The organism is Candidatus Nitrosotalea sinensis (genome assembly GCF_900143675.1).
GTDB classification, from domain to species: domain Archaea; phylum Thermoproteota; class Nitrososphaeria; order Nitrososphaerales; family Nitrosopumilaceae; genus Nitrosotalea; species Nitrosotalea sinensis.
In genome coordinates, this window is record NZ_FRFC01000003.1 from 530,784 (window position 1) to 545,963 (window position 15,180).

The 15,180-nt window shown below is 39.3% G+C and carries 21 protein-coding genes; 15 read left to right on the forward strand and 6 right to left on the reverse strand.

Features of this window, described 5'->3' with window-relative positions; translation table 11 throughout:
- The first annotated feature begins 55 nt into the window (after positions 1-55).
- From NSIN_RS04680 to NSIN_RS04695, 4 genes are all read left to right on the forward strand, one after another.
- Positions 56-1,393: a multicopper oxidase domain-containing protein gene (locus NSIN_RS04680; protein WP_245871905.1), complete on the forward strand. Its 1,338-nt coding sequence runs from the start codon at positions 56-58 to the stop codon at positions 1,391-1,393.
- A 151-nt stretch (positions 1,394-1,544) separates the two neighbouring features.
- Entirely contained in the window at positions 1,545-2,042 is a 498-nt protein-coding gene (locus NSIN_RS04685; protein WP_101009609.1) for a hypothetical protein, read from the forward strand.
- Between the two features lie 64 nt (positions 2,043-2,106).
- Entirely contained in the window at positions 2,107-3,039 is a 933-nt protein-coding gene (locus tag NSIN_RS04690) for a D-2-hydroxyacid dehydrogenase (RefSeq protein ID WP_101009610.1), read from the forward strand.
- Positions 3,039-3,305, forward strand: a complete 267-nt coding sequence (locus NSIN_RS04695) for a hypothetical protein (protein WP_133124057.1) — start codon at positions 3,039-3,041, stop codon at positions 3,303-3,305. Before NSIN_RS04690 ends, NSIN_RS04695 begins: the two co-directional genes overlap by 1 nt.
- Here NSIN_RS04695 and NSIN_RS04700 read toward each other — a convergent pair.
- On the reverse strand, positions 3,297-3,923 hold the full coding sequence (locus NSIN_RS04700; RefSeq protein ID WP_101009612.1) for a hypothetical protein: 627 nt from the start codon (positions 3,921-3,923) through the stop codon (positions 3,297-3,299). The genes NSIN_RS04695 and NSIN_RS04700 overlap by 9 nt on opposite strands.
- 116 nt (positions 3,924-4,039) lie before the next feature.
- On the opposite strand from NSIN_RS04700, the gene NSIN_RS04705 reads away from it, so the two are divergent.
- A complete protein-coding gene (locus tag NSIN_RS04705; protein WP_101009613.1) occupies positions 4,040-4,498 on the forward strand; it encodes a 50S ribosomal protein L15e in 459 nt (152 codons plus the stop codon).
- Complete coding sequence (locus NSIN_RS04710; protein ID WP_101009614.1) at positions 4,495-4,995, forward strand: hypothetical protein; 501 nt, start codon at positions 4,495-4,497, stop codon at positions 4,993-4,995. Before NSIN_RS04705 ends, NSIN_RS04710 begins: the two co-directional genes overlap by 4 nt.
- On the opposite strand, the gene NSIN_RS04715 is transcribed toward NSIN_RS04710, so the two are convergent.
- Entirely contained in the window at positions 4,992-5,681 is a 690-nt protein-coding gene (locus NSIN_RS04715; RefSeq protein ID WP_320410670.1) for a hypothetical protein, read from the reverse strand. The two genes, NSIN_RS04710 and NSIN_RS04715, sit on opposite strands and share 4 nt — an antisense overlap.
- 109 nt (positions 5,682-5,790) lie before the next feature.
- Here NSIN_RS04715 and NSIN_RS04720 point away from each other — a divergent pair, with 109 nt between their 5' ends.
- Positions 5,791-6,003: a hypothetical protein gene (locus NSIN_RS04720; RefSeq protein ID WP_101009615.1), complete on the forward strand. Its 213-nt coding sequence runs from the start codon at positions 5,791-5,793 to the stop codon at positions 6,001-6,003.
- Here the strand turns inward: NSIN_RS04720 and NSIN_RS04725 are convergent.
- Complete coding sequence (locus NSIN_RS04725) at positions 5,978-6,208, reverse strand: Lrp/AsnC ligand binding domain-containing protein (protein WP_101009616.1); 231 nt, start codon at positions 6,206-6,208, stop codon at positions 5,978-5,980. The two genes, NSIN_RS04720 and NSIN_RS04725, sit on opposite strands and share 26 nt — an antisense overlap.
- Positions 6,209-6,312: 104 nt before the next feature.
- Between NSIN_RS04725 and NSIN_RS04730 the strand changes: the two genes are divergently transcribed.
- A complete protein-coding gene (locus NSIN_RS04730) occupies positions 6,313-6,573 on the forward strand; it encodes a hypothetical protein (RefSeq protein WP_101009617.1) in 261 nt (86 codons plus the stop codon).
- Here the strand turns inward: NSIN_RS04730 and NSIN_RS04735 are convergent, their stop codons facing one another.
- Positions 6,574-8,067, reverse strand: coding sequence for a thioredoxin-like domain-containing protein (locus NSIN_RS04735; protein ID WP_101009618.1), 1,494 nt, complete (start codon positions 8,065-8,067; stop codon positions 6,574-6,576).
- 144 nt (positions 8,068-8,211) lie between these two features.
- Between NSIN_RS04735 and NSIN_RS04740 the strand changes: the two genes are divergently transcribed.
- Together NSIN_RS04740 and NSIN_RS04745 are read left to right on the forward strand one after the other, a co-directional pair.
- Complete coding sequence (locus NSIN_RS04740) at positions 8,212-8,874, forward strand: hypothetical protein (protein WP_133124058.1); 663 nt, start codon at positions 8,212-8,214, stop codon at positions 8,872-8,874.
- A gap of 45 nt (positions 8,875-8,919) precedes the next feature.
- On the forward strand, positions 8,920-9,177 hold the full coding sequence (locus NSIN_RS04745) for a metal-sensitive transcriptional regulator (protein WP_101009620.1): 258 nt from the start codon (positions 8,920-8,922) through the stop codon (positions 9,175-9,177).
- On the opposite strand, the gene NSIN_RS04750 is transcribed toward NSIN_RS04745, so the two are convergent.
- The gene (locus NSIN_RS04750; protein WP_165775242.1) at positions 9,172-10,512 is read right to left on the reverse strand and encodes a cation:proton antiporter; all 1,341 of its coding nucleotides are present in this window, start codon (positions 10,510-10,512) and stop codon (positions 9,172-9,174) included. The genes NSIN_RS04745 and NSIN_RS04750 overlap by 6 nt on opposite strands.
- 159 nt (positions 10,513-10,671) lie before the next feature.
- Here NSIN_RS04750 and NSIN_RS04755 point away from each other — a divergent pair, with 159 nt between their 5' ends.
- Complete coding sequence (locus NSIN_RS04755) at positions 10,672-10,962, forward strand: hypothetical protein (RefSeq protein ID WP_101009622.1); 291 nt, start codon at positions 10,672-10,674, stop codon at positions 10,960-10,962.
- A 4-nt stretch (positions 10,963-10,966) separates the two neighbouring features.
- Here NSIN_RS04755 and NSIN_RS04760 read toward each other — a convergent pair whose 3' ends face one another.
- Positions 10,967-11,194, reverse strand: coding sequence for an Lrp/AsnC ligand binding domain-containing protein (locus tag NSIN_RS04760; RefSeq protein ID WP_101009623.1), 228 nt, complete (start codon positions 11,192-11,194; stop codon positions 10,967-10,969).
- A 90-nt stretch (positions 11,195-11,284) separates the two neighbouring features.
- Between NSIN_RS04760 and NSIN_RS04765 the strand changes: the two genes are divergently transcribed.
- The 4 genes from NSIN_RS04765 to NSIN_RS04780 all read left to right on the forward strand — a co-directional run bounded on the left by NSIN_RS04765 (position 11,285) and on the right by NSIN_RS04780 (position 15,178).
- Complete coding sequence (locus NSIN_RS04765; protein WP_101009624.1) at positions 11,285-11,752, forward strand: SRPBCC family protein; 468 nt, start codon at positions 11,285-11,287, stop codon at positions 11,750-11,752.
- Positions 11,745-12,695 (forward strand): transcription initiation factor IIB, encoded by a 951-nt coding sequence (locus NSIN_RS04770; RefSeq protein WP_101009625.1) that lies wholly within the window; start codon positions 11,745-11,747, stop codon positions 12,693-12,695. Before NSIN_RS04765 ends, NSIN_RS04770 begins: the two co-directional genes overlap by 8 nt.
- Before the next feature lie 291 nt (positions 12,696-12,986).
- Positions 12,987-13,517: a CopG family ribbon-helix-helix protein gene (locus NSIN_RS04775; RefSeq protein ID WP_101009626.1), complete on the forward strand. Its 531-nt coding sequence runs from the start codon at positions 12,987-12,989 to the stop codon at positions 13,515-13,517.
- Positions 13,518-13,783: 266 nt separating this feature from the next.
- A complete protein-coding gene (locus NSIN_RS04780) occupies positions 13,784-15,178 on the forward strand; it encodes a KamA family radical SAM protein (RefSeq protein WP_101009627.1) in 1,395 nt (464 codons plus the stop codon).
- Positions 15,179-15,180 lie beyond the last annotated feature (2 nt).

A 15,180-nucleotide genomic window follows, 5' to 3' on the forward strand; every position in this document is an offset into this window, starting at 1 on the left:
TTTCTCAAGAAATTTCCCAATAAGTTAATATATTTAGATTTGAACATTCGAAACGATGAACAGACGATACAGTATGATGTCAATTGCCGCAGTAGTGGCAGTGGCAGGATTATTGTTCGCAAGCACATATTCACAGACTCAGATGACTGCATCTACTCAGAATATTCCAAGTGCATCAGCACAAGGTATGATGAGAGCAGTCGATGACATGGGCGGTGTCAAGTTACAGATGCCAAGCGCATTTGCACAGATACCAGCAGATCAAGTTGATAGTATGGTCGCACAAGGACGCCATGTTGTAGATGTCAAGTTAGTTGCACAAAGCGCTGACTTGCCAATCATGGGCGGTGGTAAATACCATGCATTGACCTTTAACGGTCAAGTCCCAGGACCAACAGTAAGAGTTACCCAAGGCGATATCGTCAGAGTAACACTCACAATACCTTCAACTGAATCAACACCACACTCCATAGACATGCACGCAGGACAACTAAGTGCAACAAACTTTGGAGCAGTGAAGGTTGGTCAATCTAACACCTATGCATACATCGCTGAGGTTCCTGGTGCATTCAAGTATCACTGTGAAGGTGTCAATCTAGCTTCAATGGACCAACATGTATTGTCCGGCATGTACGGAGTTACAATCGTAGATCCATTGGACGGTTACAAGCCATTGATTGTAGACCAGACTGTAGCCCAAAACGGCAAAGTCTCAGTAGTACATCAACGCTATGAAGCCGATGCAAAAGAATTTGTCTTAGAGTACAACCAATTGTACTTGACAGCAGATGGCAGCTATGATCAGACAGCAATGTTCTTACACAACACCACACAGACTGTTGTAAACGGTATGGCATTTGGTTACACACCAAACGCAGACATCAACAAGCTGATAAAAGGTGATCCAAGCAAGAACGTCTTCCCAGTACAACCCTGGAATGACCCAGCACTAAAGCAATATCAAGGACATCCATTGTTTGTCGACCTTAACACACACTACAGAATCTTTGTAGTCAATCAAGGTGACATGCCAGTATTCTTCCACATAGTTGGTGGAATGTTGGATCGTGTATCACAAGGTAATCATGTACAAGCTCAAGGTAGCCAAACTTGGTTAATTGGTGGTTCACAGGATGCAATCATTGATACTGTCTTTAACAGCCCTGGTGCATATGTAGCAGTCAATCATGACTATGCAGCAATCTTTACAGGTGCGGCCACAGTATTTGTCGCAGGCGACCCATTCAATTTGGGCTACAAGGCAGGCGATATGCCAAACCCATCTGATGCAGTACCTCCATTGGGCATGAACTCTATTCCACAAAAGGAAATCGTTCACTGTCTATGTACTGATAACCAGTCAGCTGCAATTGCGACATCTATTAGCGGGTAAATCCCCAACTTTTCTCTTTTTGTTTTGATATTTTATAATCTTGATTATGGTTTTTTGTTACATGGTATGCAAAATGAAATCAACAGGACACATTGTTAACTAACAAGGTTAGACAACTGTTATAATTGCAAATTAAATTATGTAATTAAAAATGAGTCAAACGTTTTCAAAAGACAGGAAAATTTTGATATTTTCTTTGGTTACAGCAGCTGCAACAGTGATTGCAGGAATTATGCATTTGCAAATGGTACCTGGTAACATATCGCGCAACACAGGGGAGGGAATTTTATTTCTTGTAGGTGGACTGGTGCAGATATTCTGGGCAGTGCCTGTAGTCAAACGATGGGGAAAAGTTTGGCAGATAATTGGACTGGTGGGAACTGGCGCCTTTATCTTGATGTGGTATCTTGATAGGCTTCACCTCATGCCGGAAGGAAACATTCTGGGAGGAGGACAAGGTGCTCAAGAGCACACTCCCCGAGAATTTCCGCGAGGAAACATGACTGGGGGTGAGTTCCCACGAGGTCCAAGACCTCCGCAGCTGGGGCTTCAGATAGGAAAAATCTTGTTCCCACCAATTGAGCTCTTCCAGATCGCCTTTATTGGGCTGTATGCATGTCTTGCAAAGATGATATCAAAAAGACAATAATATTTTTTTAAATTATTTTTTTGACTTGGCAATGATTATATTCTGTGTATGATGGCCATCTTTCATGTCGATGAATCAATCTGTATTGATATGTGATCAGGTAGCACCAATTCTAAATGAAATTTTACAGAAAAATGGTCTGCAAATTACATACGAGCCAGAGATTACTCCAGATCAAATAAAAGAAAAGATTGCAAATTTTGATATTGTTATAGTTAGAAGCAGAACAAAAATCACAAAGGAGATGATAGAAAAAGCATCCAAGTGTAAGATAATTGCACGTGTTGGTGTGGGATTGGATAACATAGACACTGAAGCTGCAAAGGCAAAGGGGATTCGAGTAATCAATGCAGTAGAAGGTGCAATGAATGCGGTTGCAGAACTTGTACTTGGTTTGATGTTATCACTTGCAAGAGAAATCCCAAGGGCCGACAGGGAAATTAGAAACGGAAAATGGCTCAAAAAAGAACTGATGGGAAGTGAGCTCTCAGGAAAATACTTGGGTATTGTTGGATTGGGAAACATTGGCAAGAGACTTGCCAAGCTTGCACGTGCACTTAACATGAATATCATTGGGTTTGATGTAATGCCTATTGCAGATGACTTTGCACGCGAAGTAGGACTGATAAAAGCAGACATTGACACATTGCTGTCAAGTGCTGACTATGTCTCATTTCATGTACCGCTCACAGAGACAACACATCATCTTGTAAATGCAAAAAGACTCTCTACTATGAAAAAAACTGCTTACATCATAAACACCTCACGAGGAGAGATAATTGATGAAGATGCATTGTATGATGCATTACAGCAGGGTAAACTTGCAGGTGCCGCACTTGATGTCTTTGAGAAAGAGCCTGCTGTAGGAAACAAACTCACAACGCTGCCAAATGTGGTATGCACTCCTCACATTGGTGCACAGACAAAGGAAGCACAAACACTTGCTGCAAATGTCATAGGCGAAAAAATAATAATGATTCTCCGCGGCGTTATCTAGTGGATGCCAAGATAGCGCCATTACTTGTGATGCTTGCAATTCCAGTATCAGTTGCATTTGCAGACTCGGGTTCAATGACTTTGCAAGACCAGATACTGGATAAAATAAACTCGTTGTTGCATCAAAAACCAAATTTCTCATTAGATTTTGGAAAAAAGCAAGTAACTGAATATTCTCTTATTGGTGCAATCGCACTTGTTGTGGTACTTACAATTACATCATCTGCAAGACGCAAGACAGCCAAGCCAAAAGGAAAACTAGGCTAAAATTATTCCCTTTTGCATTAGATATTTTATTGCCATTCCAAAATCATTGTCTGATATGGAGCTGTCTGCCCACCACTTGAAATTATTTTTGAACCATTGTGGTATATGTGGTTGATTTGATTGGACATAGTTTGGAATATCTATTATCTTGTCATTTACAAGTTCACGAATCAAGCTAGTGTATGCATTATCTGACTGGTCTCCCTGCTCTAATGTCTTAACAAGTGACTTGAGCTCAACCGGTATTGCAATCTTGCCAGAATCTATGATATCAAAAGATGTACTTGTGGTAAAATTAGAATACTGTGCATTTATTCTGTATGTACCTGGATCAAAGTTTATTTTGTAAAATGGAACAGGTGTGGTAATTGTTGTGTTTGTCTGTGTTATTGGAAGATTGATTGGGGCACTTGTCTTGTTTGAGCTGTCGATGATATGCAGTATTACCATCTTGGATGAGAGATCAGGGACTAGAATGTTAATTGAGAGATAATCGCCATACTCGTAGGTCTTTTTGTTTGTAGAGATCTCAAGGGATGATACTGCAAAAGCAGAGTTGATTCCAAATAGTACCATCAGTATGACTGCAAATGCCAAGACCAGTACTGGCTTGTTCATGATTTTGAGATGAAAATTTATTTCATATAGTCTTTGCTTGAATTTTTATTATACTGGGCAAAAAAGTGCCAATTTTTGTCTAACAGAATATAAAGGGTAAATTTGTAGTGCGGTGTATGCCAAGTAGACAGGATCAAATCTGGATAAACATGTGGAAGGAAAATTCCCCAGAGCTTAGAGCCAAGGCAATCGAATGGAGAAAACAAAATGCTCTAGTTCGCATAGAAAGGCCAAGCAGAATCCAGAGGGCACGAAGACTTGGATACAAAGCAAAACAGGGAATTGTCGTAGTAAGAATGCGCGTAGGAAAAGGTAACATGCGCAAGAAAAGACCAGTTGCAGGAAGAAGACCAAAGCACCTTGGTGTGTTGAGAATCAAGCCAGCACTTGGAATGCAGCATGTTGCAGAACGCAGGGTACTTGAGAGATTTCCAAACATGAATCTTCTTGGATCATATTATGTTCATCAAGACGGCTTGTACCTCTGGTACGAAGTAATACTTGCAGACCCATCTCATCCACGAATCATAAAAGACAAGGAAATTCGTGGAAAACTTGCTGTCTTGAGAAATTGAAGTCTATACTGATTTTGTCTGTTATACTTGTAGCATTGGGCATGGTGACAGTTCCTGTCTTTGCGCAGGAGGTAGTTACTGGAAAACAACTTGATCATCCTGGAATAAAGTGGATTTGGAAGATACATGCCGAAAATTATACCTTTGATGTGGTAACAGTATCAAACTATGACATGTCAAATGTTACATTTAACAAACAAAACAAGGAACTTGACTTTTTAGGAAACAGCTCATACCCTGACAAGGTTGCAGAAATTGATATTCCTAAAAATCTAATCGGAGGAAATCTCACTGTTTTACAGGATGACAAGCCAGTATCTGCAATTGTAGCTCCTGGAACTGATTCAAATACTGTAATGTTGAAATTCAATCAGACAGGTGCTGTAAAGACAAGTGTCATAGGAACTACGTATCTTCCAGAGTTTTCAAGCATTGTACCGCTTGTCATGATATTGGCAGTATCAATGATGTTGATTGTATCTAGATTGAAATTCTAAAATCCGTTGTTATAGTCTTCCCACATGTTTGCCCTTGTTGTCAGTTTGTTCATCTGGTAAAACATTCCGCCTACGATTCCTGCTTGGTAAAATGCATACAGGTACACTTGTGAGTGTGTGGGGTCAGAGTGGGTAAATGTCATTGCAAGCATTGAGAAAAATATGTAGGTTCCAACAAATGTGAATAACTTACTAAGGACTCCTTCCATGCCGACTATTCTTTTTGTGGCAGCAGCCATTATTGTAATGCTTGATACAATCAAAAATGTCAGTCCTCCGTTTGCTTGGATGAAATCTGATGCCCATGGGATTAGTCCATCTGAAAAGATTGACTTGTGGACAGGATGTGCTCCTCCATGAAGTGCAAATGATACTGTGGTAAATATGGCACCCATGATAAACAAGAACAAGAATATCTTGTAGATTGCCCTCTTGGTAGGACTGCGGGATTCTGATGGATGCATCACCCTGTCAGTCATCCTCAGTCCGTACAAAAATCCGATTCCAAATGATGGTACAAACATGATATCAATAATCAATGGTGATTGTTTTATGGCAGCGTCAATTGATGGGCCAAAGACTAGGTATACAATTAGGGCAGAAGCAGCAGCGCTTGCAAATATGGCAATATCAATAGCGCTACGGTTCTTCTTCATCTCAAATAGGTCTACTCCCCACTCATCCAATCTGGAATATCGTTTAAAATTAGAAATTAAAGAAGGAAATCGAAATGATTTTGCCTTTCTTATCAACTCATTTTTGCCTTTTATTTGGGATGTGAGGGAAAGTAATATCATGAAACGGGGGATTTTGGTGATTTTGGCTGGCGTTGCAGTTATGGTATCTGGAATTGTATTTTATCTGCAGGGAAATTCAATTGTTGGGCCTACCTACTCGTTCATGTATTCAAATCCGAAATGGATTGTAAATGGCCCACTGATTGCAATTGGTGGAATTTTGATACTTGTTGCAGGTCTTGGAATCAGCTTACAACGCCTAAGGTCATAGTAGACCTGACTCGTGCCAGCTGGCGAATCTGCTTTGTAATTAGACTGTCCATCTGGGATTCTGTATCAGCCTGAGCCTCTACTACGATATCATAGTCTCCGTATACAATGTGTGCACCCTTGACTTTTTCCATCTTTTTGAGTTTTTCAAGAATCTCGTTTTCTGCACCAAGCTCGCAACCGATCAAAACGTACGCTTTTTCCATGGTATAATAGATTAGAACACAAACTTAAACCCTATTCTGGATTTATACAAAAATTTTGTATACTACCGGATGGAGTTAAATGGCGGCCGTTCAAGTTGATTTGTATGGGATTGTTTGGAAAAAAACCAAAAGATGATACTGTCGACCAGATGCGTATCTTGCTTGACAATTTCCAGTTTGCTGACTTACAAAAATTCTGCACCGAGACATTTGGCAAGACAGCATCAATGGACCCAGAGCATCTCTCAAGTATAGAAGCACTTGATTTTCTGTGGGACCAATACCACAAGGGCAAGGTCCAGTTTTCACAGCTAAAAGAATTTGCATTAAAAAATGATGTTGTATCTGAGAGCTTTTTTGAATAATTATATCTGAATGTCTAGTGTCTGCAATAGATTTGTCTTCAAGTCATAGATGCGTATTAGGTGGTTGTTTGTGTCTGCGATGTACAGTTTATCATCGTACCATTTGACATCACTTGGCTCGTAGAGAAAAAGTGTGTCACAGCTTGGGTCGTCCAATTTACACATGGTGCTAGTTTCTTTCTTTCCTACAACGGTGGCAACCTGCTCTGTTGTCTTGTCAATTATTCGAATTGCAGAGTTGTATGTGTCTGCGACAAAAATTTTCTCTTGCGTGGAGCACACCCCTAGTGGGTGTTGAAATAGCGCTTGGTTTGAGTTGCCATCCTTGTGGCCAAATGCAAACAGTCCGTGTCCTACGACTGTCCTGACGTATCCAGTGTTAAGGTCAAGCTCCCTGACTGATGAGGTCTCACTGTCTACAAAATAGATTATGTCATTGTGTAGAAAAATCCCGCTTGGCTGTGCAAGTAGTGCGCGTGTCCTGTCTGCATCAACAATATCTTCTTGTCCTGTTCCTGCAAACGGTCTTGCAATGTCTGTGGTGGTATCATATTCCCACAGTTGGTGATTTCCTGCCATTGCAATGAAAACAAGATTGTCTTTTGTTGTTACATCCCATGGAGAAGAGATTGCAGTCTCTTTCCCCCTTCCTCCAGGTGATCTCCACGGTCCCTGTCTTCCAGTTCCTACAAGTGTAGTGACTTGATTTTTCTCCAAGTCTATCTTACGCAATGCATGATTTTCAGTGTCTGCTACAATGATGGTATAATCGTTGTACCATGCAACTCCTTGCGGTCTCCAAAATGATGCTTGAGATAGGTTACCATCTTGGAGTCCTGGCTTGCCGTTTCCAATGACATGCAAGACTTTGCCTGACGTATCTGTTACAAGTATCCTGTTGTGGTTTGAATCTGATATTGCAATTTTTTTATTAAATATTGATATCTTGCCTGGAAATGAGAGTGTAGTGGCATCTTTTTTTATGGTATGATGTATGACAATTGGTTCTCTTGCAAGTGTGTGGGAGTTGGAGTGTTTCTCCAAGAGCACATCTATGGTGTCTTCAATCATCTCTTTTTGGCCCTCGCCTGACTGTCTGTACACCAGTGTGCCGTTTGGGTCGATTATTGCAATTGTGGGCCAGCCGTTTACGCCAAAATTACTCCATACTGTCATGTTTTGGTCTACAATTACTGGATGAGATATCTCGTATCTTGCAACTGCCTGGGCAATGTTTTGCTTTTCTTTTTCATTGAAAAACTTGGCAGCATGAACTCCGATGAATACAACTGGTGAGTCTTTGTATTTTTTTTCAAGCTCTGCAAGTACTGGAAGTGTATGCATGCAGTTTATGCAGCAATAGGTCCAAAAATCTAAAACTATGACATGTCCTCTTAGTTTCTCAAGTGAGAGCGGCTCTTTTGTGTTTATCCACTCAAACTCTTGAGGAAACTCTGGTGCTTTTGTAACCTTGGAAAATATGTTGTCAAACATGATGGTACCATGAATTTCGTATTTTGCTTATTTAATTCATGTACAATTATGGTACCTTGATGAATATGGATAGATCTTCCTATAGATCCTATCCAGGGGGGGAGGATAATGTTTTTAGATGACTGTTAATTATGGAAAGCAGATTTGATACATCCTCTAACCTATGTGATAGGGGCAGCAGTTGTAGGAATATTGCACATGTCAGCACCTGATCATTGGTTGACTCTATGTGTCCTTGCACAAAACAAGCGCTGGGCTCCAAAGAAACTCTTTGGGATATCGCTTGTTACAGCCATAGGTCATGTGGCACTATCAATAGGAATGGGATTGGCAGTTGTCGCTGTAGGATTACTAATCTCTCACTTGATTGCTCGCTATTTGGATATGATGATAGGAATAATCATGGCATCAGCAGGTCTTGCTGTAGGTGTTGTATCATTGCTCAAAAAAGAGCACCATCATCACCATGGTGAACATGATGATCACAACCATGACCATGATATCAAGTCTAGAAATCTATCTCAGAAAATAGGATACTTTGCAATCTTGGGTGCAGCACTTTCTCCGGATCCTAGCATAATTCCAATTTATCTTTCTGCCATCTCTTCTGGATTTTATTTTGCACTGGAACTCTCAGTTGTGTTTGCAGCTGCATCAATTCTGACTATGTTACTTTTGGTCCAACTGGGTAAGTTTGGGCTTGCAAAAACATTTGCCAGGATTCCTGCAAAGTACAATGATTCCATGGTTGGATTTGTAATTGCGGCAATTGGAATTTACATTCTTGTTTCTAGTTATGTTGGATAAACCATCCGATTAGATAAATATCGCCAAAATGAAAATTATCTTGACATGACTCACCATAAACTTCCTGAGATCAAAAAAAGATTGGCAAGAATAGAAGGACATGTCAAAGGAATAGGAAAAATGATTGATGAGGGAAAAGGCTATCCTGAGATTGTGCAACAAATAACTGCAGTGAGGGCAGCGCTTGACAGTACAATGGAGATAATCATTGAGGATCTTGTAGATCATGTAAATTTGAATACCAACAACAAAGGCAAAAAGGCTGCAAGTGATCTAAAAGATACTGTATCTAAGATTCTATAGTTTTTTTACATCTTTTTTCGAAATCTTGCTCAAATCTATTGTCGTGATTATTACAGTTGCAATTATTATGACAAAGGCAATCTCGGTGTAGACTTTGGCATGAGGTATGGAAAATGTTATTGCAAATGTTGCAAGCACTGCAGCTGCAAGTCCCCTTGGCACCATTGCCCTTACTACTCTTCTGTCAAACTGGGCAAACTTGGATGGGGTCAGACACACTCTTGTCAAGACTCGTCGTGACATGTAAATTGCTATTGCCATTATGATTCCTACCAATATGTATCGCAGCTGGCCAAACTCTGCAATCAAGCCGACAAATACAAAGAAAAATGACCTGACAAGAAACGTAATCTCGTCATGGAATGTATCTTCCATTGATATTTCTGGCATCTTGAATCTCAGTCGCCTTGATACCTCTGTTCTATTTCCTAATACGAGACCAAATACAAGCGCAGTGAGGGCCCCTGACTCGCCAAGAGACTTGGCAGCAAAAAAGAGCACAAACAGTACTGCAAGTGTGAGCATGTATGCGTGCTTGATGTTTGTTATCTTTGAAAATCCATAAAGCCATGGTATTCCAACTCCAAGGCCCAACCCGAATCCTACTGCTAACTCTCTTGCAAATCCTGACGCAAGTGATATGCTACTGAAATGGCCTGATGTTATTGCTTCAAAGAGCAAAAATGCTACTATTGTTGCCAAGATGTCTGTCATGGCTGATTCCAAAATGAGAATTGATCTTGTCTCTTCTGATATGGGCAACCTTTTAGCTATGGCAAATACTACAATTGGACTAATTCCTCCAAGTATTGCACCCGAAAGCAATGCGTTAATCCACGGCCATCCAAATGCATAGACTGCAAGGGGAGCAACAATTGCAAGTGTTGCTGCAAAACTAAGTATGGATAAAAGAAGGGAATAGTGTGCAGTCCTGATTACTGTCTTGATGTCAAGACTGATTCCTCCATCAAACATGATTATGATCAACGCAAGTGATGCAAAGTACGGGATTATCCTAAATGCTGTGGAATTGTCTACAACTCCAAAGATTGGGCCTAGTACAAAACCTACTATTGTTAAAAAGAGAACTTCAGGAACTCCAGTCTTTCTAAAAAATGCCTCTCCTGTAACTCCTACAAATACAATTACTGCAATTGCTAGAAAAATTACTTGAGGAGAGGTAAGGTCGCTAGTTCCAAATACATTTTGTATGATACTGTGATTTATTTTGGCTATCTCGGTCTTGATGAAATTTGATTGTAGTGTATTGTTTATCTGATCTGAGATATTTGCAGTTACTACTGCTGATTGGATGCCTTGTGTGATATTTTGCAAGTCCATGGTCTTGTGAGTTTTTTTGAGATGAGTCTAGTCAGAAAGTTTTTGCATTGTATGCACTGGTGTTAAATCTCAAATTGTTTGTTTATGTTCCAGTCGTAATAAATATCTAGATACGACAGTTTTATTATGCTGTAATTTTTTATTTATGGTATCATGAAACTTTTCAAAAAGAAATTCAGCTGCGACCAATGCAAGTCATCATTTAATGAATATGATGATTTGATCAACCATGCAAGACATGAGCATCATCATACCATCGCAAAATGTGAGCATTGTGGAAAAGAGTTTGTACATGAAAAAGACAGACTACATCATGCGCGAGAAGAACATCAAAAGAAGATGGAGGGACGCATACACAAAAACGAACACAAGCATGAAAACAAGTCTCCATCACCTCAGGATGAGGTAGATGCTCACACAAGAAACTTTGGGGATAACCTCTAGGATATCATTGCGCAAATAATGTCAATACGCTATGGACTGGCCCGAGTCCAAGTATTTTTTGTCTTACTATATCTGTGAGTTCTTTTTCTGTTTTTGTCTCTAGTTTTGCTACAACATCGTATACTCCGTGCGTTGCTTGTACTTCTTTTACGTATTCTATTTCTTGCAGTGATTTCACAATTTGTTCTTCTTTTCCTAAATCACAGTTTATGAGAACAAATGTTTCATGCATGATTATCTAAATTACATTTCTTGTATATCAATAAGCTAGATTGCAGTGTGTACTAGCTAGGCTTTAACCTGACAATTCCATACTGGGTTGATGATCAAAGTAGTTTCTAAAATTATGATAAATTCTTCTGCCAAACAAGTATGGAATGTAATATCTGAAATTCAGCGCGATCCATATTTTTGGAAAGGAATGTCTCGTGTTAGAACAACATCAAAAAATGGAAATGCTCTGACACGTCAGGTGACACTTGCAAATTCTGAAAAGTGTTTGCAGAAAGTCATCTTGTTTCCAATAGAAGGGATTCACATTCGATGGACGAGGGGAATGATTACCGGTACGAAAGATATCATGATAACTCAGATTGGAACTCAAACGCTTCTTGAGGTTGAGATGAATTATGAATTGCATGGAATTGCTCAAGTTCGCTCAAGGAGCATATCTGAAGAATTACGTGACGAGGCAGAACTTGCAGTTCATTTGGTAAAAGAAGAGATTGAAAAGACTCAGGCTTTTCCGACTGAATCTAGAAAACAATGGGCGGATATGATACATGAGTAAGAGAAAACAGGTGCTGGAAAGGCCAGAGATATCAAAAAAATCCTCTTCTGAGTATTCCTGTATTACATCAGGATGCAAGGGATGGCCGATAATTACTGACAATTCTTCAGGTGAAATTCTATGTGGTTCATGTGGGCGAGTTTTAGAAGAAAGATCCCCCGAATCAGCACCGCTTTTTGAGTCTGATTCTGTAGACAGTCCAAAAAGAAACTTTGGTCTTGCAAATTCGCTTACAATGTATGATATGAACATGACAACCGTAATGTCAGATAGAGATGGCATGGGTAAATCTCTGTCAAGTGTAAACAAGAATGCGTTTTACAGATTAAAGATACTAAATACTAGAAGCGCAGTTGCTGCAAAAAACAAGACTCTGCGTTCTGCACTTGTATTTCTTAATGTGCTTCAAGTCAAACTTGCATTACCTGATTCTGTAGCAGAAAACTCGGCTCATCTGTATAGAAAAGCAATGAGGGAAAAAATGACTGTTGGGAGAAAATCAAAAAATCTTGTATGTGCATGCGTGTATGTTGCATGCAAACAGGCCGGAGTTCCAAGATCTTTGGGCGAGATATCGCTTACAAGCAATATTGGTAAAAAAGAACTTGGAAGAACGTATAGAACTTTGGTAGAAGAAATGAGTCTATCCCTTGAACCATTTAGTTCAGTGGAATTTCTTGCCAAGGTTGCAAATGAGGCTCAAGTCTCTGAAAAATCACAGAGAAATGCGCTAGAACTGCTGCTGACACTTGAAAAAGCTGGCATGACTAGAGGGAGAAACCCAAAGGCAATGGCTGCTGCAACTTTGTATCTGTCTTGTATATTAAATGCAGAGCAAAAGTCACAATCTGAAATAACTCGAGCATCAGGGGTTACATCTACTACAATTCGTGCAAGATATTATGAGATAAAAAAATTCATCCTGGGACCTGAAGAGAGATAATTTTTTTAAAAATCTGGAAAGATAGTAATTTTACTATCGTCTTCTATGTATGGTGAAAACTCCAACAGCAGAAGCAAGCGCACTTACTGCTGCCATTGCAATCCATGCATACATCTCTCCTGTGGGATCTGGAGACATTTGCATGTATAGTATTGCTGTATTTTTTATTAAAAACACGATTAACACAGTTCATCCAAATTTATTAACTTGGAATTTTTTGACAATGTCTTTGCAGGGATCTTTTTGATGATGTACAACTCTTAAAAAGAGATCATTGGTTATTATGTCAAGTTGAGTTCAAACCCTAAAAAGACATCCACCATAACATTTCGGCTTGATGATGCTACCATAAAGCGACTACGTAGTGAATCATCCACCCGACAAGTCAGTACGAATACTCTGGTAAACCAGGCACTAAAGCAATTTCTGGATTGGGGAATGTACGAGTCCACAATTGGATTTGTACTGATAAACAAACAGGTCTTTGTACATGTCTTTGAAAAATTAACCCAAAAAGATGTAATTCAGATTGCATCTCGCGTTGGAAAAGACGAGGTAAAGAACATGGCCTTATTCATGAAGGGAAAGATGGATGTCAAATCGTTTTTGTCATGGTTTGAGCTGCGCATGATAAATTCGTCAGTTCAGGTAAGCCACATACAGGAAGATGAATTTCATAGATATGTGATGAAGCATGAGCTTGGGAAAAATTGGTCATTATATCACAAAACCATACTGGAATTAATCTTTGAAGAAGCGTTTAACAAAAAAATTAATGTAAAAATTGACAAGACGATGATATCCTTTGAGTTCTCAGAATGATTTTGTAATTATCATTTTGTGAGAATAAGAAATTATTTTTCAAATTTTAAAAATTATTTTAGAAAAATTTTTTAATTCTACAAATATGTTTTTTACACAAGAGATAAATAAGATGATTTTTTTTGAAAAATATTTTTTTGTTTAAAATTTGAAAAATAATTTTTTGATTTTTTTTGCAGTCATCATATTTATTTTCTTTGGAAAAAATTATAATTTTATTTTTCATGGACAACACTTAACAATGATGATATCGTATCAATGTAACTATGAAAAAATTAAATCAGTCTTGGTCAGAATCAACTGCTCCAACATACAAATCATACACTCTAAATAATTTCAGAGAAATTCCACAAATAAAAAAACTTCCGCCTAGACAACAATTTGAGATGGAAGTTGTAGGAAATGTTCTACCATTTAAGACAAATAATTATGTGATTGAACAGTTGATAAATTGGAAAAACATACCTGATGATCCTATCTTTAGGCTTACATTTCCACAAAAAGAAATGCTAAGACCGCACCATTACAAGGAGATGGAATCTGCTCTAAAACAAGACCTGGGAACAAGGGAAATCCAAAAAGTTGCAAACAAAATAAGGATGCAGCTCAACCCGCATCCTGCAGGGCAGATGGAACATAACGTTCCGCATCTAAAAGATGGCACAAAACTATACGGAATGCAGCACAAATACAAAGAGACAGTGCTTTTCTTCCCAAGCCAGGGTCAGACATGTCATGCATATTGCAGCTTTTGTTTTAGGTGGCCACAATTTGTCGGTATGGATGAATTTAGGTTTGCAATGAAGGAATCAGAGTATCTGGTTCAGTATCTAAGGGAACATCCTGAAGTAACAGATGTCTTGTTTACAGGAGGTGACCCAATGATAATGAATGCAAGATTGTTTTCACAATATGTTGATTCTTTGCTTGATGCAAACTTGCCAAATTTGAATACAATTCGAATAGGCTCTAAAGCACTATCTTACTGGCCATACAAGTTTCTCACTGATGGTGACTCTGACGAGATGCTTGAATTGTTTAGTCGTGTCACTGGACGCGGAATACATTTGTCCTTCATGGCTCACTTTAATCATCCTGTTGAATTGTCTACAGAGGCAGTCAAGATTGCAATAAGGCGCATTCGAAGTACTGGCGCTCAAATTAGAACACAATCACCGGTCTTGAGGCACATAAACGACAATTCTGATACGTGGGCTCAGATGTGGAAAAATCAGGTGGCATTGGGCCTTGTGCCGTACTATATGTTTGTGGTAAGAGATACTGGAGCACAGCACTACTTTGGAGTTCCTCTTGTAGAGGCACAAGAAATATTTCGAGATGCATATCAAAAAGTCAGTGGTCTTTGTAGAACAGTTCGAGGACCAAGCATGTCTTCCACTCCTGGGAAGATACAGATTCTAGGTGTTACTGACATTGGTGCAAAAAAGGCAATTGTAATGCGCTTTTTACAGGGAAGAAATCCTGACTGGGTCCAAAGGCCGTTTCTTGCAAAATATGATGAGGGTGCTATCTGGATAGATGATCTGGAGCCATTTGCAGGCAAGCAGTTCTTCTATGAAGGTGAGCTAAAGGAGATGTTACAGAGTGAGACTGAAAAAGGCGGCCAAGATGTCAGTATTGCAGGCGGCGGGCCTCCATAAAT